General features: G+C 45.4%; 16 protein-coding genes. 4 read left to right on the forward strand and 12 right to left on the reverse strand.

The features are described from left to right. Positions 1 to 8: 8 nt before the first annotated feature. Entirely contained in the window at positions 9 to 227 is a 219-nt protein-coding gene (locus AC50Y5_RS12070; RefSeq protein ID WP_494860886.1) for a hypothetical protein, read from the reverse strand. Positions 228 to 935: 708 nt separating this feature from the next. Here AC50Y5_RS12070 and AC50Y5_RS12075 point away from each other — a divergent pair. The 4 genes from AC50Y5_RS12075 to AC50Y5_RS12090 all read left to right on the forward strand — a co-directional run bounded on the left by AC50Y5_RS12075 (position 936) and on the right by AC50Y5_RS12090 (position 3390). Further along, positions 936 to 1469, forward strand: coding sequence for a sigma-70 family RNA polymerase sigma factor (locus tag AC50Y5_RS12075; RefSeq protein ID WP_494860888.1), 534 nt, complete (start codon positions 936 to 938; stop codon positions 1467 to 1469). A 199-nt stretch (positions 1470 to 1668) separates the two neighbouring features. Further along, positions 1669 to 2778 (forward strand): DUF8551 domain-containing protein, encoded by a 1110-nt coding sequence (locus AC50Y5_RS12080; RefSeq protein ID WP_494860892.1) that lies wholly within the window; start codon positions 1669 to 1671, stop codon positions 2776 to 2778. Between the two features lie 9 nt (positions 2779 to 2787). After that, a complete protein-coding gene (locus AC50Y5_RS12085; protein WP_494832599.1) occupies positions 2788 to 3006 on the forward strand; it encodes a hypothetical protein in 219 nt (72 codons plus the stop codon). Positions 3007 to 3015: 9 nt separating this feature from the next. Then, positions 3016 to 3390, forward strand: coding sequence for a hypothetical protein (locus AC50Y5_RS12090; RefSeq protein WP_494860897.1), 375 nt, complete (start codon positions 3016 to 3018; stop codon positions 3388 to 3390). Positions 3391 to 3508: 118 nt separating this feature from the next. On the opposite strand, the gene AC50Y5_RS12095 is transcribed toward AC50Y5_RS12090, so the two are convergent. The 11 genes from AC50Y5_RS12095 to AC50Y5_RS12145 all read right to left on the reverse strand — a co-directional run bounded on the left by AC50Y5_RS12095 (position 3509) and on the right by AC50Y5_RS12145 (position 21279). Then, on the reverse strand, positions 3509 to 4387 hold the full coding sequence (locus AC50Y5_RS12095; protein WP_494860899.1) for a ComF family protein: 879 nt from the start codon (positions 4385 to 4387) through the stop codon (positions 3509 to 3511). A 47-nt stretch (positions 4388 to 4434) separates the two neighbouring features. Then, positions 4435 to 6531 (reverse strand): ATP-dependent helicase ComFA, encoded by a 2097-nt coding sequence (locus AC50Y5_RS12100; protein ID WP_494860904.1) that lies wholly within the window; start codon positions 6529 to 6531, stop codon positions 4435 to 4437. Positions 6532 to 6748: 217 nt separating this feature from the next. Beyond that, positions 6749 to 7366, reverse strand: a complete 618-nt coding sequence (locus AC50Y5_RS12105) for a hypothetical protein (RefSeq protein ID WP_494860909.1) — start codon at positions 7364 to 7366, stop codon at positions 6749 to 6751. 570 nt (positions 7367 to 7936) lie between these two features. Next, the gene (locus AC50Y5_RS12110; RefSeq protein ID WP_056036894.1) at positions 7937 to 8665 is read right to left on the reverse strand and encodes a response regulator; all 729 of its coding nucleotides are present in this window, start codon (positions 8663 to 8665) and stop codon (positions 7937 to 7939) included. A gap of 8 nt (positions 8666 to 8673) precedes the next feature. Beyond that, complete coding sequence (locus AC50Y5_RS12115; protein ID WP_056036892.1) at positions 8674 to 9834, reverse strand: sensor histidine kinase; 1161 nt, start codon at positions 9832 to 9834, stop codon at positions 8674 to 8676. A 204-nt stretch (positions 9835 to 10038) separates the two neighbouring features. Then, the gene (locus AC50Y5_RS12120; RefSeq protein WP_494860911.1) at positions 10039 to 12750 is read right to left on the reverse strand and encodes a stalk domain-containing protein; all 2712 of its coding nucleotides are present in this window, start codon (positions 12748 to 12750) and stop codon (positions 10039 to 10041) included. Positions 12751 to 13070: 320 nt separating this feature from the next. After that, complete coding sequence (locus AC50Y5_RS12125) at positions 13071 to 17429, reverse strand: Ig-like domain-containing protein (protein ID WP_494860913.1); 4359 nt, start codon at positions 17427 to 17429, stop codon at positions 13071 to 13073. A gap of 202 nt (positions 17430 to 17631) precedes the next feature. Beyond that, positions 17632 to 18582: a hypothetical protein gene (locus AC50Y5_RS12130; protein WP_494860915.1), complete on the reverse strand. Its 951-nt coding sequence runs from the start codon at positions 18580 to 18582 to the stop codon at positions 17632 to 17634. 333 nt (positions 18583 to 18915) lie between these two features. Next, on the reverse strand, positions 18916 to 20118 hold the full coding sequence (metK, locus tag AC50Y5_RS12135) for a methionine adenosyltransferase (protein WP_056036883.1): 1203 nt from the start codon (positions 20116 to 20118) through the stop codon (positions 18916 to 18918). A 272-nt stretch (positions 20119 to 20390) separates the two neighbouring features. Continuing rightward, positions 20391 to 20663 (reverse strand): alpha/beta-type small acid-soluble spore protein, encoded by a 273-nt coding sequence (locus AC50Y5_RS12140; RefSeq protein WP_056036882.1) that lies wholly within the window; start codon positions 20661 to 20663, stop codon positions 20391 to 20393. Between the two features lie 106 nt (positions 20664 to 20769). Then, the gene (locus AC50Y5_RS12145; protein ID WP_494860918.1) at positions 20770 to 21279 is read right to left on the reverse strand and encodes a hypothetical protein; all 510 of its coding nucleotides are present in this window, start codon (positions 21277 to 21279) and stop codon (positions 20770 to 20772) included. Positions 21280 to 21355: the final 76 nt, after the last annotated feature.

The raw sequence follows: 21355 nt of genomic DNA on the forward strand, positions 1-21355 counted from the left end.
CATTACACTCACCCTAAACCTAGCAGCTTTCTGCGCAGCTCTTCCTTCTTCTTGTCTTGAGCACAAGGTCTGCAATCGTATATTCCCATATATTGATTTAACAGCTCCTCATAAGGGATATACAGCACCTCCGATAAACAATGAATGCATTTCTCCGGCGGAGTCTGATACACTCGTGCCAATACTCGTGCCTGCTGCGTAATAAATCGACCACATATGCATTTCATTACAATCCCCCCTTCTTTCAATATAGGGAAAATAGCTCCCATCCGAACAAAATAGAAGTACAATCACTCTATTGACCGAACAAACGTTCCTATGTTAAAATTAAAATAAGAACATTTGTTTCCAAATTGAGTTATTTCAATTTCCTTAAAAGTCGGATAAAATCCATTTTTATTTAAATATATTTTTTCGGCATCATATACAATTTTCAAACAGGTCTTCCGATATATAAAATAGTAAAAGCATGACCTTAGCATCAATATTTCACTTTACCTAGATACTAAGACTTACCTTTTCTCTTTTTTTTAAATAATAAGGTATTTAAATTACCTAACAATTTAGGTTTAGATATTAAAAGTACTCTTCACATAGCACATCCTATATTTAAGAAAAAAAGAGGGGAAATTAAAGATAATATTTATTCATATTTATAAGTTGCAAATCTACTTATTTGGAAAAATAAATAAAAATCAAACGCAACTATTATATAACTATCTCCGACAACTAATAGTAAGGAGAAAAAGGGAGGAAAACGCAAAAAAACACAGCCCTCATTCTGCTGCGTACATCTTTATACCTATAGAAGGATTTATCCAAAATAAAAATATTTAAATTTCAAGGATCAGCTATGGTGCTGCACACACCAGAACTGTCATCCCTAGCTTTGCTGCGCTCGAATACACAAATACGAATAGCTGGAGGAACTATTAATGAACATGATAAGCATACAAAACTTCGATATTAACGCTCTCACACCTATTTTTAACCATATTCTAAAAAATGTACGCTACGAAGACAGAGCTGATGTTAAAAGCGAATCTATCGTGCGTATATTGAATGCAATCCACACAGGCAAAATAAACAAAAATCTATTCACTTTTGCTCACACAGTTGTTCAAAGAACGGTATTTGACTACTATCGCAAAAATAATAGAATGATCGTCAAACATAGCACTTTAGTTAACTTCTGTGATGGTGCGCATGAAGAAAACAATACTTCGGTTGATAGCTTTTCATATAAAACAGAAGAAGTGGGTTATGACTTATCAGATGTGAAAAATGATTATTTCAATAACAAGGTTCGCTTCACTGCACAAGAACGCAAAATTATTGAATATATGCTATTTACCGAAGAGGGTATGGACATGAAGCCGACTGAAATTTCTAATCTATTAGATTTGAACAAGTCCCATGCTTCTCGTGCGATGAACAAACTTAAGAAGATATGCCAAGAGTATGCCTAACTTTTTCAGAAAGCTATTCTAGGTCATTATAGCATAAATCACCATAAGAATGGCTTAAAAAACTTTAATATTTACCCACAACACACATAGCTTTGTTAACTATATTCATTATGTTACCACAGGTCAAGGGTTGTTGCAACTTTCGGCTTTGGCTGGGCTTTATCAAACGTATCATCACTATTACAGAGGGGGAATTACCATGTTCGCTCAATATATAGTCGGCGGAAGGCTGGATCCACCCTTTCATCCAACCAAGCCTTCATCAAACTTCATTGGTAGAACCATAAACATTCCGTCAAAGCAAAATGGCGCTAGAGTGATTAAGGATACCTTCCATTTTTCCAATGACCTTGAATTTTATGCGATTTCTATTCGCGCATCAAATGCTGACCCGAAGGATTACTGGAATCTTACACTAGGCGGGAAAACGATAGCCCAACGTATTTACTGTAAAAGCTATGAAGAAGGCCTCTATCTTCAAGTAGCATACCCCGTTGCGGCAGGCACTGCTTTCGCTTTTGAATATCATACAGCACTAGGCAAGTCAAATACGTTGGATATTATGTTTCACCTTCTTACTGACGAGCATGTAAACCTGGTGCTAACTGGCACAACAGATTTAGGCGGCTATCCTGACCCCCATCCAGAAACACCGGAGCACCCTGAGCCTCTAGGAGGAGAGATACAGCTTCCCGTCACCTGGCAGCCCTTTACATCGGTCGCTGCTGCCGAGGAGTGGGCACGGAATCTTGGCATTGAAACCAACTTTGCTCGCAAGCTTGATGCGGCCAATTACGTAACAGAAGCTCTGGCCATGCTGTTAAATCAATGTGGAGAATTTGCTTCCATGATCAAAAGATTTCCGCTTACCGTAAATATTAAAAGCGGCAGAGGTGCCAATGGCTATTTTAATTCTTCCACTGGCGAAGTTGTCATTAGTAATACCTATGACTTTACTAATGCAGCTACCATTACACAGGCAGAATATGAAGCAGGCCAAAAGTCTTCGCCCTTTCGGCTAAGAACCATTATGCACGAAATGGGCCACTGGCTGCACTTTCAAAATGTAGGGGAAGCGGACTTTTACCGTATAGCTATGCTGGACCCCGATAATTATGGCGCTCAGACGATTTTATCCAATAGAGAGGCCTCCTATATCGCGAATAATTTAAGCAACTATGCTACACAATGGTTTCCCATTGAATTAATAGCAGAAACGTTTTCAGCAAAAATGACCGGAGTTCCTGTAGATCCGAGAATATGGGAATGGTATGAACAATATGGCGGATATAAATGTTCCGGCTGGTAGGAGGCCCTTATGGATATAACGATTCCTTGCGTGTTTTGCAAACATTTTAATAGAGATGATCGTTCAACAACATCATGCGCCGCTTTCCCAAGCGGAATACCCAAAGATATTCAAGAGCTTAAAGCTATTCACACTCAGCCCCATCCCGCTGATAATGGCATCCAGTACGAACCAATCAGTGCTCAGAAAGATTACTTCAACTTTTTCAAAGCAGAACTAAGGAAATAAGGTGATAAAATGGTAGGATTCATGAACAAATGTCCCCACTGCGGATACAAGTCTTCATTCACACCGGAAGAAGCTGAATGTGATAAAGCATTGATGTTATGGTGCAACCATTGCGGCCATTTTATTAATCAGTCATTTACGATTCAGACATTCGAAAAATGGTGGTCACGCTACGATGAAGGAGAAGAATTGTTTAAACCTCCAATCAGCAAACAACTGCTAATCAAGCTGAAAGCTTTAGAAAATGAAATCCAGGCAGATCAGGATTGTTTTTTAGATCATGTGCAAATTCATTTGAAGGATTTCACGGATTATTTGTATACCGAAGAAGGAACGGAAGAAGAGCATATTTCACAGCCTCCTAAAGCTGAGTCTGAGAAATAATGCGATATCAATAAGGTAATTTGTACAGCAAAAAGGGCTTTACAGCGTGTATTGAAAAACAAAGGTACACGCTGTTTACATTGGATTAGATTGGCTTAGAATACGTTTCTAATAGGCTTCAGGAACGCGCCCAAGTTAGAGCGTATATTTCTAAAGGGCAGGATACCCTTCTAAGAATGGCCTCCGAGCAAGCTTGAATGGTGCTTCCTGTCGTATAGATATCATCTACAAGCAACAGCCTCATCGGTGCGTCTTGTGAGACAGACTTGGACAAGGATTGAACCAAGCCTTCCAGCCCTCCCCGTTCAACATCAAAAATATTTTGCATATCTCGCATTCTCTCCGAGCGCGTTTTAAAGCTTTGCTTGGCTGAATGCTTTTGGCGTGCCAATAAGTTCACTAGCGGGATTCCACAGCTTTGGGAAACCCATGCTGCCAGCCTTTCCGCCTGGTTAAAACCGCGTTCCTCAGCCCTCTCAACGCTAACAGGCACGTAAGTAATGGCGTGCCAAATATGAGACCATGGACTTCCCGCCCGGATACCAAGCCTTCCTGTCAGCTCACGAGTCATCTCGGTGAGAGGGAATAGCAGCATTTCTCCTAAAAAAGGCTCCAGCGTTTCATTTCCCCGATATTTATACTTAGCTAAAAGCTCCCGCATCTGCTCGCTATATTGTACCGCACTCCTGTTGAGAACAAAGGCAGCATTACTGCGCCTTATGCAGTCAGGGCACTCCACAGCCCGTCCACATATTCTGCAACTTAGGCTTCGTATCCAAGGAAATGTCTGCAAACAATTCCTACAGAGCAGCTTTGCAAAGGATGTTGACATTATGCTCCTTTTCGCTAGATCTTTTGAAAATCCCCCACGCTGCAGCGTCTTTGCGATTTTGCCGCATAATGGACAAAGCTGAGCGGATGGGCCGAGCAAACCCAAAGTATTCCCCATATAATTGACAAGCTTCTGCCCTAAACGGTATATTGTGATACTGTTCATCTCAACGTACGCCTCCTTTTCATAACTTTCCCTTCATACTCAATTGCCTAACTGAGATAACCTTTAGCTCGCGCAATACGATTCATCTTTTTAATATGATGGACAGCCCTCATCTGGGAGCGGGTGTGTTCTTTGGCGCAAAAAATAACATTGCCATGCGGGTCGTCACTGGATCTTCCTGCTCTCCCCGCCATCTGCACAAGCGAAGCTTCATCAAACAGCTGTCCATCTGCATCCAAAATAAAAACATCGCTTCTTGGAATGGTTACCCCGCGCTCCAAAATCGTAGTCGTCACCAGAATACGAATTTCGCCGGCTCGGAAACGCTGCACCTTGTCAGTTCGCTCCGTATCCTGCGAAGAGGTGCCCGCTACTTCGAGCTGCTTAAGCACCGTCTGCAGCAGCTGAGCCATACGTTCGACCTGCGAAATACGCTGTACAAAAACGAATAGCTGGGCACCGCGTTTCAAGGAATACAGCATCGCTTCTTTAAGCCGCCTCGTTAGCTGGAGCTTTACCAGCATTTGCCCCACGCTAGGTGTTCGAAGCAGCCTCGGAACGGGGAGCGGGTGACGATGAAATCGTACAGGTACTCTCGCATGAGCAAGCCTGCCCCGCCGTGCAAGCTGCTGCAGCTCGGTCGGAGGTGTTGCGGAAAGTAACACTCTTCTTCCTGTTGGGGAGCAGCTTTTATCCGCAGCATAATGAAGCTGGGGATCATTGTGGTATGGAAAAGCATCCAGTTCGTCTAAAATTACTAAGTCGAATGCTTGGTTAAATCTCAGCAGCTGATGCGTCGTCGCAAGCGTAATATCTCCTTGCTCCCACCGCTGCTCGCTACCGCCATACAGCGTGACCACATTGTGTTCCGGAAATGCCCTCCTAATGCGCGGACTCAGCTCCAGCACAACATCCCTTCGCGGCGTAGCTATTAATGCTTTGCCCCCGCGGAGTAGAATCGACTCCACAAGAGGAAAGGTCATTTCTGTTTTGCCGGCGCCAGTGACCGCCCATAGCAGGAAGCTGGTTTGATGGGCGTCCGGCGTGCGGGTTAGAGCATCGTGAGACGATTCAGAAGATGAGCGGCTTGGAACAGGACGCTCTATAAAATGAAGCGCGGCCTCTGCCGCCGCTGCTTGGGCAGGGCTTAGCCCCCAGCGCGCGAGTCGCTGCTTTGGGGGCGAAAGCTTGGAAGCGGAGCTGCTGGCGGCGCCAGCTCCGCCTAATATAAGCAGCTCGCATTCGCGGCTGCGCCCCATTGTGAGGCATGCGGTGCAATACGCGCATGCCTCCCGCCCACAAGCTGCACAGGGCGCCTTGTGCAGCTGCTCTTCTCCGCTGCCGCAACGCAGGCAGCGAAGCCCGCGCTGTGCGCGCTGTGGCCAGCCTGCTTCGCGGCTGGCCCTCATTGATACAGCGCTGCGCAGCTGTATCAAACCCAGCAAGGACGCTAGCTGCAGCGCAGCGTCCTTCTCCACGGCAGGGGCAGCTGCCGCAGGCGCTGTCCCTTCAAGCAGTGCGTGCGCTTCGCCGCGCAGCAGCGCACGGCCTTGCAGCGCCGCTGCCGCCTGCTGTGCGGCGGCGGCAAGCGCCTGCATTGGCGCGCGTTCCACTCCGCGCGCCATTCCGTCCCGCTCGCGGCTATCCGCAGCGAGCGCTTCGCGCATGTCCATGGCGGGCATTCGCTCCGCCAGCCCATCCCGCCCAAGCATCAAACCAGCAGCTTGACTAATTATTTCTCCCAAGCGGCTTAACGCCAACTGTTCACTCGTATCTCCTAAGCTCTCACCCCACCTCTCACCAACAGCCCCACTGCTTATGCCAGTCCTCTCCCTTCCCCTGTTTCTCAGATGTATTCTGCCTTCACCCAGCCAATTTCTAAAAATATTAAACATAGAATATCCGGTACTGCTCCTTGCTGTCCTCATCCCTCCCCACACTTCTCTTTTGTCTCCATTCATTGCATCTGATCCCGCTTCATTAAAACGCTCAGCGACATCCAAAGCTATACCGAGAGGAAGCGACATTTCCCATAAAAGCAATCTCTCCGCATCGTGCCAGAAGGAGGCATCCACCTCAGGCTTCATAGTTACTCGACATGACCAACGCGCGGATTTCAGCATAAGATAGATATAAGCTTTCATTTAACTCATCTCCTTCCCAAGTGAAACACAAAAAAAGCACACCTCAACAACGCCTAAGCGCTATCAAAGATGTGCTTCATCTTCATTATTCCAACTGAAATACTTATAGAAGTCATGTCAAAGTATCTAAATATACTCAGGCATGAACAAGCTATAAATCAAATTCTATTTTTATTACTATAATAGATTTCCAGTCTTTTATCAACGGCCTTTCCCTTCAAAAAGGAATTTTGGATAAATCCTCTGGATTTTGCAAATCAATGACGACAGGGTATTCATTTTTCGTTATGACTCCGTCTGCCTGCATTCTCCACAATAAACTGGATGCTGTTCGTTTCGATTTGCTTTGCGGATTGTTCAGCTTACGCTTAGTCGCATAATCCGGCTTTAGCTTGGGATCTGTATCCTGCTCCAACAGCCGGTTTTCCGTTTCAACGCCAAGTTCCTTTTCCTCTAATCCATGCTCACTTAAATGCTGTATTCTACTCACACCTGCTCGCCCTTCCTCTGAAATCATAGAGGTCGATTCAACTTCATTATAGCGATCCACGTATAGGTTGATTCCTCCATCTGCTCGGTTCAACCGCTGTATAATTTCCCTTGTTTGCTCACTGAGTCCAGCGTCTACGACAGTCAACTGAACATCTACGCCCATCCAGCGCGAGAACGAGAAGAAGGATCGGATCATCCGTTCCATATTAGAATGCTGGGGATTTGCAAGCAGCACATAATGTCTGGCAGAACGCCGTTTATGGCGTTTCCAGCGGTAAACTGCATGTACCAGGAAGCCCGCCAGCACATAGCAGCCCACGACTATTAAAAAAATGTTGATCATGGCACCGCACCTCCTGAAAATAATTCAATGCTTGTTTCCTTTTTCCTATGTGCGTCTCCAAAGGAATACCTGGCATAACGAGCCGTTTTCCCTATAAAATAAGCTCATCATTTTTACACCTTTCTCGTCACCTGCCCATGCCTGTATTCCAATAATCCGTCGCTCCAAGCTTCTGCTTCCTTGACAGCCATTTTTGCCGCCCTAGGCTCACTTCTCAGGCCATCCGGGCGCCCCAGCAGATGCTCTGCTGCCCTAACCTGTCTTGTTCTGCATTATATGCCTGCGGGCGCCTAGTGGTTCCACCATTAGCGGACAAGCGCATAGCTCTTGGCTAAAAAAAATAATTCCCTGTGCAAACCCCTTTACGCCATAAAAAAAGCTCCCGGCCATATGACTATGGTCCCGGGAGCTCTTCTTTTCTGCCTATTTATTTTTCCCTTGTATCATCATTCGCTTCTGATACTAGAATCATCTATTTAATAAGCTACTGCCAGCTTCGCAAAGCTTGGTCCTTCGGACACCTTTTGCGGCACTATGCAGCACACATTCGCTCGCTTTAGGCTTGAACGGCTACAGCGTAACCCACCCAAACTTAATGGAGTTGATAACGGCTTGCGTACGATCATCCACTTCCATTTTTTGCAAAATGCTGCTAACATGGTTTTTAACCGTTTTTTCGCTGATGAATAGAAATTCACCGATGAGCTTGTTACTTTTGCCCTCAGCCATCAGGCGCAATACTTCAGCCTCACGACGCGTTAATGGGTTGTCATCGCCAGCGACAAATTTCACACCTGGCTCTTTCGCTGCTGCCGCGCCAGACACGACACCCATTTCATCCAAATACGTCATGCGACGCAGCTGGTTGATCAGCTTGCCTGTGACTTTAGGATGTATGTAAGCATGTCCGTTAACTACGGAGCGTATAGCATTAATGAGGGCCTCTGCCTCCATATCTTTCAGCAGGTAGCCAGTCGCTCCTTTGCGAAGCGTCTCGAACACATAACTTTCATCATCATGAATCGACAAAATGATAACCTTCACATCTGGGAAAATCGTCTTAAGCCTCTCGGTCGTTACGACCCCATTTTCAATCGGCATATTGATGTCCATCAGGACGATTTCTGGAATCGTATGATTGCAAAATTCGAGCACCTGAATACCGTCACCGCATTCGCCAATGACCTCCAGGTCCTCCTCCATATTCAAGATACGTTTCAATCCTTCACGAAAAAGCTGATGATCGTCAGCAAGCAAAATTTTAATTTTACGTTTATGATTAGGTGCGCTTTGGTTCATTCGTCATCTTACTCCTTTCTATTCTCCGCTGTAATAGGGATTTTAAATATAATCTTCGTGCCTTTTCCTAAATTTGAGTCTATATCCATCTTCCCTTCCAAGAGATCAATCCTTTCCTGCATGCCAACTAACCCAAAATGCGAGTTGTCTCCGTTATGCACCTGGATAAGCTCTTGTTGGAATCCACTACCATTGTCGAATACGGTGATTGTAACTGAATCTGAGGTATAAACCATGTCTAGAGTAACGTAAGAGGCATTAGCATGCTTAAGCGCATTGGAGTAGGCTTCTTGGACCAAACGGTAAATAGCAGCTTCCATGGCGGAAGGCATCCGTATCTCTCTGCCCGTAAGATCAAATACAGTATGTATTTTTGTTTTCTCTTCAAAGTCCTGTACAAATTTGCGCAGCGTGGGTACAAGTCCCAAATCATCAAGCGCCATTGGACGCAGATTAAAAATAATTTTGCGAATTTCCTCGAGTCCTAGACGAACCTGACCCTTTAAATCTACTAATTCGTCCTGTACTAGCTGAAATTCCTTCTTTAGAAACATTCTTTCTGCAATTTCCGTACGCATGACAATATTTGCAAGGGACTGCGCCGGTCCGTCATGGATCTCACGGGCTATACGCTTGCGCTCTTCCTCTTGGGCTAAAATAATCTTCAGGCCAATCAGCTGCCTTGTTTTAGCAGATTCTAAAATACGCGTGACCTGATTGAGGTCACCCGACAAATATTCCAATACGACATTAATTTGTGAAGCGATCATCTCTGCACGCTCAATCGAGGATTCTACATTGCGCACGCGCTTTTGCAAATCATCGCGTCTCGATTTTAAATACGTTTCCTTCTCGCGGCAAACCATTAAATCGAGCTGAATCTGCGTCGCTTTCTCATACGCCGATTTAATATCCTCTTCCTTATATCTGACGAAATCACGGCTAACTTCCGTTAGACGGATTCTCGCCTGCCGATAATCCAGCTCAAGCTGATCGACTCTTTCAATCGTCTTTACCGTTTCCTGAATAACCACTTCGAGCTCCTGCTCAAGTGATTCCAATTCAGCGCGTGCAGCCTCGCAAATTTCAAAAATCTGAAATTTGCTGTCCTCCATGACCTGCGTCGCATTCGTAATGACACGGTTAATATCTAAAATATGTTGATCCATAAAAATTCGGCAACCTTTCCAATAGAAGGTTCTTTTAGACTATCATAACACAATTGCATAGTCCGCCGCCTCCTTGGCCTTGAACTCTAGCTGCCAGATGCTGCGGGAACGTGAGGGAATAGAGGTGAAATTACCCATTATATCCGGGCAAAACCTCCTATATTATCCGCTCTCGCTCCTGCAATCCCGGTTTAGAACTCTTCCCTAGTTAATGGTGATTTTCTTCGTGCTATTATCAAAGCCTACTTTAAGTCCCAGCTGCTCCGAAAATAGTCGAATAGGAATGAGCGTCCGATTGTTCCGCACAATAGGCGCAACCTCTGTCGTGGAACGCTTGCCATTCGCCACGATTTCTTTTTTACCAATAACCATCTCAAGCAAATGGGCGCCATCAAATACCGTCACCCGGTTCAGCTTATTGTCCCATTGCAGATTGGCTCCAAGCGCTTCAGATACAAAACGGATTGGAACGTAGGTTGTTCCCTTTAGCGTAATTGGCGTCACGTCGAGCGTTGTCGCCTTGCCTCCGATGGAAGCCGCTTTGCTGCCAATCGTCATGACAATGTTTTTCGCTTGAGAAGATACGGCTTCACCTGGATATTGCAGCTTCATATTGTCAATGCCAATCGTGCCGGTTGCCGCACGCTCATCTGCGCCCTCCGCGATTGTAACGACGTAGACCCGCTTCAGCTTGATCGGATATTTCATGCCATACGACGACAAATCAGCCTTCACCGTCTTCCAGCCGCTCCAATTGAGCTGCTTCGCCACGTCTACCAGATGCGATTTGCCATCGGCATCGGTGAACTCCGCCCGCAGCCAGTTGAGGCTCTTATCGCTATAAACATCAAGCGTCATGGCAGTAGGCGAGCCTTCAATCGCTTTACCGGAAGTACCGTTAAACACAGCATAGACGGCCTTCGTCCCTGTTCCTGCGCTAAAATCATACGTTAGCTGCAAAGCTTTAGCTGATGTCTGGCCTGCCAGATCGCTAGTCAGCTTGACGCTGCCCTTAGTCGTCGCAGACGGAGTTAGCTGCGTCGAAATGCCATAGTTCACATTTTCAAAATCCTCAAGCGCCTTCTCCGAGCCTCCCTGCGTAAGCGGGAGCATCGTTGGATAGCCGTCATATCGACCGATGGCATAGCCTGTCGTTGCGCCCTCATTGACCGATTGCACGGTAAGCGTATCGCCCGATACTTTGCCGGTAAAGCCAACAAACTCCCATTTAAGCGAATCGCCGCTCAGCTTATAGCTTTTGCCGTTTTTCAAGGTCATTGTAAGGGGTACCGAAACGGTTGCTCCTTTGGAAAGCATGCCCGCTGCGCTATCAATCGTCATCGACGCAATTTGATCCTGTCCGACAACATCTACCTTGTATGTAGCACTCGCCGAGCCCGATTTGACGCTAATGGTCGTGGAGCCTGCTTTTGTCGCCGTAAAGTCCGCGCCCTTAAATGTTCCAACCGATGAGGAGCTGCTCCATTTGGCATTGGTACCATCAACTGCTACCGGGTTGTAATACGTATCGTACCCTTTTACCGTAAAAGTCGCCTGCTGCCCAATCAGCAATACATTCGTGCCGCCTACTGTAATGCCCTTGACATCACCTTTAGGCGCGGTCGTAAATACGCCAATTCCGCTCGCAACGCTGCGCATCGTCGTCCCATACGTCGTGGAATGAGCCGATTGCAGAGCAAACTGCCCAAGCGGGCGCTCGATCATCGTTGTTGAACCGCCGCCATCCAGATTCATGCCTTTGTAGACTCCGAGCTTCACCATAATCTGCTGCAGCTCCGCCAAATTCACGCCCTTGCTGTCACCGTACTGTTCGCTGGTAATCAGATATACCTTCGTACCGTCCTTCGAATAGCCTACGGCTGAACGGGAAAGGTATGCCGCTCCGCTAACACCTGTGATGCTGCGCGAGAATGCCGATGCTGCCCCATTATTAACCAGAATCGTATGCCCGCTAACCATCATTTCGAATTGATTCGGATCTACTTTGCTCCCAGTCGTTTGGGAAACTAACGAGTAGTCCGATTTCAGCTTGTCTCCGACCTTGATCTCGGCGCGGATGAATTTAGCTGCTGTACCGTTGGCACGTAAAATATATCCGTCTTTAGGCGCAGCCATCGTAAGTGCAGTTCCGTCGGAAATCTGCTCGACAACGCCATTGCGAACAAGCACTTCGGTCGGCAATGCAGCGGAATTTTTCGGACGCTCCGAGCCAGCCCACGCACTTGTGTAGATATACATCGTGTTGGCGTGGCTGTAAGTAGAGTCTCCGCTCTCCGGCGTATAAGACGACTGGTTAATGCCTGAAAGGGTGAAAGTCGCTCCACTTGCAGACGTAACCGTTCCGCTGAAGCTGTAGCTGTCGATTTTCGGCTGACGGTCCTTCGTAACTCCAAAAGCATACATGCCCTTAATTTGCATTGGCGTCGTCATGAGCGTTCCGCTAGTAATCTGCGATCCCATCGGCGAGCCTTCGCCCGTTGTCACATAGACGTCGCCGTTAATGCCAGCTACCGCTCCACTTGTTTTCGCCATATTCAAAATCGTATCGCGATCGCCAATCGTATTGTTTTTGCCGCTCAGCGCATTCAATTGCACATATTTATTCGTGAGATCCACTTCAATGACATGGACGTTCGCTTGCGCCGTTTTGCCGCTGCGTGTTGTCGTCCAAAGATAATCGATTCGTTTGGCGCCTGATGTCACGTAGGACTGCTGCAGCTCTTTAAGCGTTCCGCTGCTCGCAGCTGCGGCCGTTTCTATTTTTATCATCTTCCAGCTTGCCGGGGCAAGCTCTGAAATTGGATGCAGGAGCAACGCTCCTCCGATTATAACAATAGCTACCTTTTTGCCTATTCCGCGGTTACCTTGGTCGTATCCTCTTACTAACTTGCGCATTATTTTTGCAACTCTCCCATCTCAGGCTCGCTCCATCCTTGTCGAAAATATGAAAAAGGGATGACAGCAGCAGCCTAATCTACTAAGCCTATTAAATATAGACTATAAAGAGGTGCAAAAAGTTCCGCTAATCTTCCGATTTTTGCGAATTTTGTCGTATGGCAACAGCGTTCGTCTCTGATCCTGCTTCTTGCTGTGAGCGCCTGTCGCTGCGGCATCAGTCCTCTCTCAAGCGAATGAAATTCCAAATTTGTAAGAGGTTATTAAAAAAAGCCCCGTACAACCTTTATGCAAGGTGTCCCGGGGCTGGTACCAATTTACTACGTGTTTAGAAATTGAATATGTTCTAACAAGCGCTTGATCATGACGACTGCTTCTGCCCGGGTTGCATTCGTCAAAGGACTAAAGGTTTTAGTCGTTTTACCGCCAATTACGCCGGTATAAATCGCTTTTGCCGCATCCGTACGCGCCCATGAGCTGATGCTGTTGCGATCAGTAAATGGCTGCAAATACGTAGAGGCTGAAGATGGCAGTTGAATGGTGGCGCCAGCTGCACTTGCTGCGCGCGTCATCATTGCCGACATCTCCTGGCGTTGAATATATTTATCTGCTTTGAATGTTCCGTCCGTATAGCCAAGCACGATGCCTGCTTCCGATGCTGCTCCAATGTAGGCGGCAAGCTCAGTGCCTATATTAACGTCCGAATATTTGGCCGCTGCTGCCTTATTGCCTGAAAGCCCTAGTCCCTTCGCAATATAAGTTGCGAACTCACCGCGGGTAATAGGCTTGTCTGGAACGAATTGGTTGCCTGTGCGCGCTGCAACAATATTTTTGTTGGCAAGCGACTGCGCCGTTGGCCCAGCCCAATGACTGCTAATATCAATAAGGCTGACAGAATTGCTAACTAATGCAAAAGCGCCGATGCTTTTACTTCTAAAAGTAGCAACCGTCTTGTTATTCAACGTGGAAAATATCGTCGGTACGTAGGTCAATGCACCCGCAACAGGGTCAACCCGCACGATTGCTGTATTTTTTCTCGTCACAGCCAACGATGTATCCACGCTTAAAGTCGCATAGCTGTTAAGCTCTGTAATCTCGCTTTTCATTGTACCACTAACTGCATAGAGCTGAAAATGAACAATTCCCGATAATAGTGAGATCGTTGATAGATTCAGCCTATTCGTCAATGCCGACGTTAGCGATGTGGTGCCAAGCTCAAGCTCAATTAGTAGCTCGCCCGTTGTTCCGACAGAGCTTGTAAGCTTGGAATAATTCAAGGCACCGAGCGGAATTTCATACGATGCGCCATTGTATTTTACAACAAAAAACGGATTCGTATTGATAGAACTCGCATTGAGCAGTGTGGACAGTGGCACTGCTACGACAGCCGCATTTTCAGAATTCGGAATCTCTACAATAATTCGCGATCTCGTAAGGCCGGCCGTTCTTGCCGCCTGATAAGCAGGAGCTAGTTTTTCCGCTGAAATGGAATATTTCACTGACGATCTGCCTGAAGCGGTCTGATACGACGTCTTTGTAAAAGCACCGCTTGTCATGAGAACACCGCCATCGGACGATTGGGTGAACTCTCCTGGAATCAAATCAATGATTGACGAGCTGTTCGTGACAGACTGGCTCAAAATGTTCTCAATGATTTTGCCCGATGAAGTACGAAGCGTCGTTCCTGAAGCATAATAGCTAAAGGTCACCGAACTCGTCGAAGCAATCGCCGTTGCGAGCGTAAGCGTAACTGTAGAACCGCTAATCGATACGCCTGTAACCGAAGCCGTCGAGCTGCCCGCCATAACGGAAAATTGCGTTGTATATGGCACGTAGGAGCTATTCATCGTTTCTCCAAATGTAAGCACAAGCGAATTTCCTTTAATGACTGCTGAGTAAAGCGAGCTATTTGCAGATCCCATGGATGCTTTTTGAGTCGAGAAGCTTGCTGCCGCATTTCCGGCCAGATCCACCACTCTTGGTGAAGACATATTATACGATACATAAATCGTATCGCTTGAACTGATAGCCGAGCTTAGTGTAAGCAGTACTTGGCTGCCGGACACCGATATTTGCACGATCGAACGGAGGCTGCCATTTACGCTGACTGTATAGCTGCTCACAGGCGGAATAGCGCTCGTGCTCAGCGTCTCGTTGTAGCTGAGCGTAATGATGCTGCCATTTGCATATACGCCTTGCAGCGTTGGAGCTGTTACATCAACCGTATTCGTAATGTAGTAGCTGCTAAAAGCGGCCACATTGGCTCCATCCGTACTTTTAAGCGGATAGCTGCCCGGTGTGTAAGAGACGTAAACGGACTGATTGGCGATCGTCGCATTTACACTCATCGTGACAACCGAGCCATTGATACTAATAGCCGTCGGTGTATAGGAGGCACCACCAATATTGACGCGGAATTGCTGATACGCCAAATTATTGACGGAAGCCAACGCTTTATTGAATGTGAGCGTTACAACGCTGCCTGTTGCCGTTCCGCTGGAAAGCGTTGGCGCTGTAGCATCTACTGCAAATGCCACGTCCTGATTCGCAATGCTTAGCGCTTGATTGCCAACGAGATCCTGTATACCCCCAGTTGTCGTTGTTGGCTTAGAATAGGAAAGCTTGACCGTCTGGATATTAACGAGCGTTCCCGCTAACGTCAGCGTAACGGTACTTCCAGATACAGCAGCCGACAGCAATTCACGCCGCTCGCCATTAACCGTAATATAGAAGCTGCTTAAGGCCGGGACAGAGCTTGCTTTAAGATCCTCGTTAAAGGTCATGACGATAGTAGAGCCTTTGACTTCCATCTTGCTAACAGCAGGAGGCGTCGTATCAATACCTATTGTTTTAAAAGCCCATTGATAAGCATTCTGGATTCCGAGAAACGCATTATCCGACAAATCATAGATTGCCGTTGGGCTAATTTCGATATAATAATTCGTGTTTGGAGCCATTGTTGTGCCTGTTGGGAGCGTGATAACTATTTCTCGGCTATTGTTTGGATTAATGTAGAAATTAGCCGGAATGTCGACTACGCCAGTCGCCGGAGTGACCGGTCTAATCGTGATAGTACCCGTGCCTTTTACAATTGTCTCGCTAAAAATAGCGGAGAAATACGCATCTGTCAGTACATTTTGCGTATTATTAACGGCATTTTGTGACTCAATCGTTGGCCTTACGGTATCTTGAGTTACCCGGAACGTCCAGTTGTTCGCTAAAAGTCCGGCGAAATAGTTCCCCGCGGCATCACGGAAAGCACTGCTCCCAATAACCACATAATACTGCGAATTGTTAATAAAGGTCTTATTCGGGTTAATCGTAATTTTGCTCGTTCCGCCACCCGTTACATAGCTTGAGGTCACGGGAATAGTGGCAAAAATGGTATTGTTCGAGTTGCGAATTTCTATATTGCCTGCGCTCGGATAAACCGGCTCCGTAAAGTTTATTTCAATGCTGGAGTTAAGCGTTCCGATTGCTGCCGTGTGGGCAGGATAAGTACTCTGAATCCGTGGTGGATCAGTCTCGTCACCAGGACTCGTCGTAAAGCTCCACGTAGCAGCATTGGATATACCTTGGAACCAGTCCCCAGTCGTACTGTCTGCGAAGGCTCCTGCATCGATTAATATATAATAGCGGGTATTTGCGAGCAGCTTCGGAGGCGTAAAGGTAACGGTATTTCCGCTAACGCTGACACGGGACGTATCTGTAGCCTGATAGCGATCCGCATAATTATCATTTACGCGCACGAGACTTATGTATTTCCCAGCATTCGCTTTCACATTTTTATCAAAGCTCATGCTGAAAGAACTGCTTACTCCGACAGAAGTGGCGGAATTTCCAGGGGTTAAGCCGGTTGCATTAACTGGCGCTGGCGCAGTTGTAAAACGCCATGTCGTTCCGGCATAGCGATTGCCCGAGCTGTCTTGAATAACATGACTAGGAATCGTAATTGTATAGGTCGTATTCGGATAGAGCGCTTCAGAAGGTTTAATCGTCAGAGTGGAAGTGCCACTGCCCACTACCTGAGCGGAATTGACCGCTATTTCTCTAGAGTCATAAGCTGTTGCGCTTGGAGCAGATACCAGCGTAATCGCCCCATATGTCGTATATACATTTTCATTAAATGGGATCGTTATTGTAGTTGTAATGAGCGCCCCGCCCGATTCAGGAGCGGGCGACACCGCAGACCGCAAGTCTGGAGGTGTACTGTCAACCTGACTTACTGTTCTGAAATTCCAATCCGCAGCATTGGAAATGCCGCTAAAATTCGCACCATTGGATGCATTTACAAATGCGCCCTGGTCAATGAATACATAATATTCGGTGCCTACAGCAAAAGAAGTACTTGGCTGTATCGTAACCGTTCTACCGGTAGCATCAATGGCAACTCGATTACTTGTCGCAACATTAAACGTCTCAAATTGAGTATTATTCGAATAATTGTAGATCGTAATTGAAGCAGGTCCTGTTCCTTTTACTACACTTTCATCAAAAGTAAAGGAAAGAGGCGCACCGAGTCCGACATTTCCAAAAGTATTAGCTGGTGATTTGCTTGTAATAATAGGACCGTTGACTGCCGCATACACTTCGTTGGTCAAAAGGCTGCTACTTGGCGGCAATGCAATTTGTAGCAAGAGTACGAATACTAGAAGAATACTAATTTTGTAACGACTCATTTCATTCACTCCCCAAAAATTTACACTCGTACCTTATTTGTCGGCTTCTGAGTGCCAAAAATGTAGGTTTTCCGGATAATTTCCAATGAATTAAATATCATCTGCTGCCTTTTTCACCATAAAATAAAAAGACGCTACGATCTCTCGTAACGTCCCCTACATTTTAGATTTAATTTTAATCCTGCAAAAAAACTTATTTCTATTATGGATTCAGAGCAATCAGATTGTTAAATCTTGCTGTAACAAAGCTGCCCTGCTGCGTTGATAATTGACGAACAAAAGCAGTCACAACTAAATCGTTGCCCTCCCAATAAATAAATTGCATATAATCCAAAGCAAAATATGAGTTGAGGTTGCCAACTACTGGATTAGGAATACTATAAGAAGTAATTACTATATTTTGAAGGTTTCTTATCTCAATTGTTTTGTTATTTAAAATGGAAAGCTTATACAACTTGCCATCAGGCCCAGTAATATTTTTGCCACGTACTTGCACTGTGGTTAGATTATAAGATCCGTTAGCTACGGTTTGACCAGTTGTAATTGAATCAACCCTTACATTGATCTTCACATTATGGTCTACGCTAAAGCCACCTAGCCTTTGCGGCCCATTTATTCCAATTGAAATTTTCTCAATTTTGTTCCAAGCTCCTTGATCCCCTAGTTGATAATAATATTCAAATCTTGAAATATTCCCAATCTCCGGAACACTAATATATGCTAAAGCACGTGCTGAATCCAAAAATTCTGCTTGTATGACTACACGATCAGGAATGGATGGTACATTGTTAAAAGTTGAAGTATACAATGTGGATATACCTGACCATCTAACTGTCGCCACTATATTATTCCCATTAAAGCTGGCACCAACTAAATAGCCATCCCTATAATCATACCCTGATGGCTTTTGTGGTGTTGCTTGTTGAATCCAAGTCGTAGATCCATCTCTTAGAAGCCATAAATGCTCATTTACGAATGCTACAACATAACTCAAACCATCAGGACCCTGTAAGGTTATTCTTTCTCCATGCGCCGCGATTTTGGCCGTGTTAAAGTCGCCCTTAATTACATTAGGCAAAGTGACACCTGATAAAAACATTGTTGATGCTAAAGCAGCCACTACTAATTTCTTGCCTATTCCACTTGTTTTCAAGTTAATTCCACTCCCTAGTCAAATTCACAATCCAAATAAGGAAATATATAAATATTATCCTCTATTAAAGTATGTAATTGAATAGTATACGATTTTATATTAATTAGTCAAGAAGTTTAAACCATATTATATAACCTTATCAAGGGCTTTTTTGGAATCAAAAAGGAATAATGTTTCATGAATTACTTATCATTTGAATCGAAAAGCACTATTCCATATAAAAACACCCCTTGAATAAATTGAGCCGCTCATAGGCTTCCCAATTATTATTCAAGGGGTGTTCATTTCTTAAACTATATCATTACAGTATCATAATCGCATCAAAATTGGCTATTAAGCCAAAGCATCTGCTTTCAGCTTATCCGCTTTGTCAACGCGTTCCCAAGGAAGATCCACATCTGTACGGCCGAAGTGACCATAAGCAGCTGTTTGACGGTAGATTGGGCGACGCAGATCAAGCATTTTAATAATGCCTGCAGGACGAAGGTCAAAGTTGTTGCTGATAACTTCAACCAGCTTCTCTTCATCCACTTTACCTGTTCCGTATGTGTCTACACTGATAGAAACCGGATTTGCCACGCCAATAGCGTAAGCAAGCTGAATTTCACATTTATCAGCTAGTCCAGCTGCAACAATGTTTTTAGCTACATAACGTGCTGCATACGCCGCAGAACGGTCAACTTTTGTAGGATCCTTACCGGAGAATGCGCCGCCGCCGTGACGTGCGTAACCGCCGTACGTATCAACGATAATTTTGCGGCCAGTAAGACCCGCATCACCTTGAGGACCACCAATAACGAAACGGCCTGTCGGGTTAATGTAGTATTTTGTTTCAGCGTCCAGCCACTCAACGGGCACAACTGGTTTAATAACGTGCTCAAGAATATCGCTTTGAATTTGCTCTAGGCTAATTTCCTCAGCATGCTGTGTAGATACAACAATTGCATCAACACGTACCGGCTTACCATCGACATACTCGATTGTAACTTGAGTTTTGCCATCAGGACGAAGATATTCAAGCGTACCGTTTTTACGCACTTCAGACAAGCGACGTGCAATACGGTGCGATAGCGCGATCGGAAGAGGCATAAGCTCTGGTGTCTCGTTGGTTGCAAAACCAAACATCAAGCCTTGGTCACCAGCACCAATATCTTCGTTCTCTTGTTGAATATCTTTGCCATCACGTGTTTCAAGGGCAGCATTAACACCTTGAGCAATATCAGCAGACTGCTCATTGAGCGAAGTCAGAACTGCACAAGTGCTGGAATCGAAACCAAACTTAGCTCTAGTGTACCCAATTTCTTTAATTGTACGACGTGCGATAGCCGAAATATCGACATAGTCCGCACGGCTGCTAATTTCACCAATAACGAGAACAAGCCCTGTCGCTACAGATACTTCACACGCTACACGCGCATAAGGATCTGACTCCAGGAATGCATCCAATACTGCATCGGAAATTTGGTCACAAATCTTATCGGGATGACCTTCCGTTACTGATTCTGATGTAAACAAATGACGACCTTTAATTGACACCCGTATCAACCTCCTACAGCTTTTAATATAAATAAGTTCAGAACTTATAAACAAAAAACGAACCTTTTCCTTATGGAAAAGGCTGTTTTACAACTCTCTAATAAAGTATGTTACCGAAAATGTCGCTTCCTGTCAATGGATACTATCCCGATAAGAATTAATTTTCAGTAAAGGTAAAGGTGAAACGGCTGTCGCCGTCCTCTGGCGGCGTGGCGCGTTTCAGTCCGAGAAATATAGAGAATGGATGGCTAAATCATATCCTTTCCTATATTTTAAATATAACCGTTTAAAACGGACTCTGCTTGCGCTACAAGGCGTTTGGTCATTTCCCCACCAACGGAGCCAGCTTGTCTTGTCGATAGCTGTGACCAATGGACTGAGCCAGTAGTTTGTGGTACTGATCCCAGTTCACCCGCAAACTCCGTATCATCACCGTTTGACTGGGAATGATAGGAGTATAGCCCAAATTCTTCAGCGATTTCATATTTCATTTGCTGAAGAGCTGCTTTACTAAGTGGAACGGCTACTTTATTAGAACGACTCATAATAAGAACACCTCACTGTTGGATGATGGGAGCATGCTCTTATTTTAACCTCAACAAATTTGTTCAAGCGTATAATCTATTGTCAACTTACACAAATTATACTAACTCAGTTAACGGATTGCAGCTTATATCCACCACGAACTATTACCGTTAATGATTTAGTGTAACCTGCCGCAGCCGTAATTCCCCTGCCTGAGCGAGGCATCAGTAAAAGATGATTGCTGGCTATGGAATTCCCTTTAACCAGATCCTTGCCATCTGTTATATCCACAATACCACTGCTATCTGAGCTGTAAGCTACTGCTTTGCCTACACGAAGAATGATTTCTGTTCCTTCATCACCAAGCAGCACTTTGCCACTAGGTACACTAACGACTTGCAGGGAAGCCTGAGCGTTGGATGTACCAGTTGAGCCAGTACCCGCGCCGCTGCTGCCACCAGATACTTTAGCAAGCTGCTCATCTAAATAACTCTTTGTAATAACAGGATCGTCAATAGAGCCTGGAGTTGTTGATACGCCATCTGCTTCGATTGCTTTCGGATTGAGAATGCCAATACCGAAACCTACCAATAGGAGTGCTGCACCAATAGCCACTTTCATTGTCGTTTTCTTCAACTCTATTACTCCTCTCAGAAAAAAAATCAGGTATCCTATTAAGATACCTGATTTTTTAAAAATTAACTACAAAATT

This window comes from Paenibacillus sp. JT22N7, from assembly GCF_059383875.1.

Excerpts from the sequence above, each read along its gene's own strand:
- AC50Y5_RS12070 (WP_494860886.1), bottom strand. The coding sequence starts at position 227 with ATGAAATGCATATGTGGTCGATTTATTACGCAGCAGGCACGAGTATTG.
- AC50Y5_RS12075 (WP_494860888.1), top strand. The coding sequence starts at position 936 with ATGAACATGATAAGCATACAAAACTTCGATATTAACGCTCTCACACCT.
- AC50Y5_RS12080 (WP_494860892.1), top strand. The coding sequence starts at position 1,669 with ATGTTCGCTCAATATATAGTCGGCGGAAGGCTGGATCCACCCTTTCAT.
- AC50Y5_RS12085 (WP_494832599.1), top strand. The coding sequence starts at position 2,788 with ATGGATATAACGATTCCTTGCGTGTTTTGCAAACATTTTAATAGAGAT.
- AC50Y5_RS12090 (WP_494860897.1), top strand. The coding sequence starts at position 3,016 with ATGGTAGGATTCATGAACAAATGTCCCCACTGCGGATACAAGTCTTCA.
- AC50Y5_RS12095 (WP_494860899.1), bottom strand. The coding sequence starts at position 4,387 with ATGAACAGTATCACAATATACCGTTTAGGGCAGAAGCTTGTCAATTAT.
- AC50Y5_RS12100 (WP_494860904.1), bottom strand. The coding sequence starts at position 6,531 with ATGAAAGCTTATATCTATCTTATGCTGAAATCCGCGCGTTGGTCATGT.
- AC50Y5_RS12105 (WP_494860909.1), bottom strand. The coding sequence starts at position 7,366 with ATGATCAACATTTTTTTAATAGTCGTGGGCTGCTATGTGCTGGCGGGC.
- AC50Y5_RS12110 (WP_056036894.1), bottom strand. The coding sequence starts at position 8,665 with ATGAACCAAAGCGCACCTAATCATAAACGTAAAATTAAAATTTTGCTT.
- AC50Y5_RS12115 (WP_056036892.1), bottom strand. The coding sequence starts at position 9,834 with ATGGATCAACATATTTTAGATATTAACCGTGTCATTACGAATGCGACG.
- AC50Y5_RS12120 (WP_494860911.1), bottom strand. The coding sequence starts at position 12,750 with ATGCGCAAGTTAGTAAGAGGATACGACCAAGGTAACCGCGGAATAGGC.
- AC50Y5_RS12125 (WP_494860913.1), bottom strand. The coding sequence starts at position 17,429 with ATGAGTCGTTACAAAATTAGTATTCTTCTAGTATTCGTACTCTTGCTA.
- AC50Y5_RS12140 (WP_056036882.1), bottom strand. The coding sequence starts at position 20,663 with ATGAGTCGTTCTAATAAAGTAGCCGTTCCACTTAGTAAAGCAGCTCTT.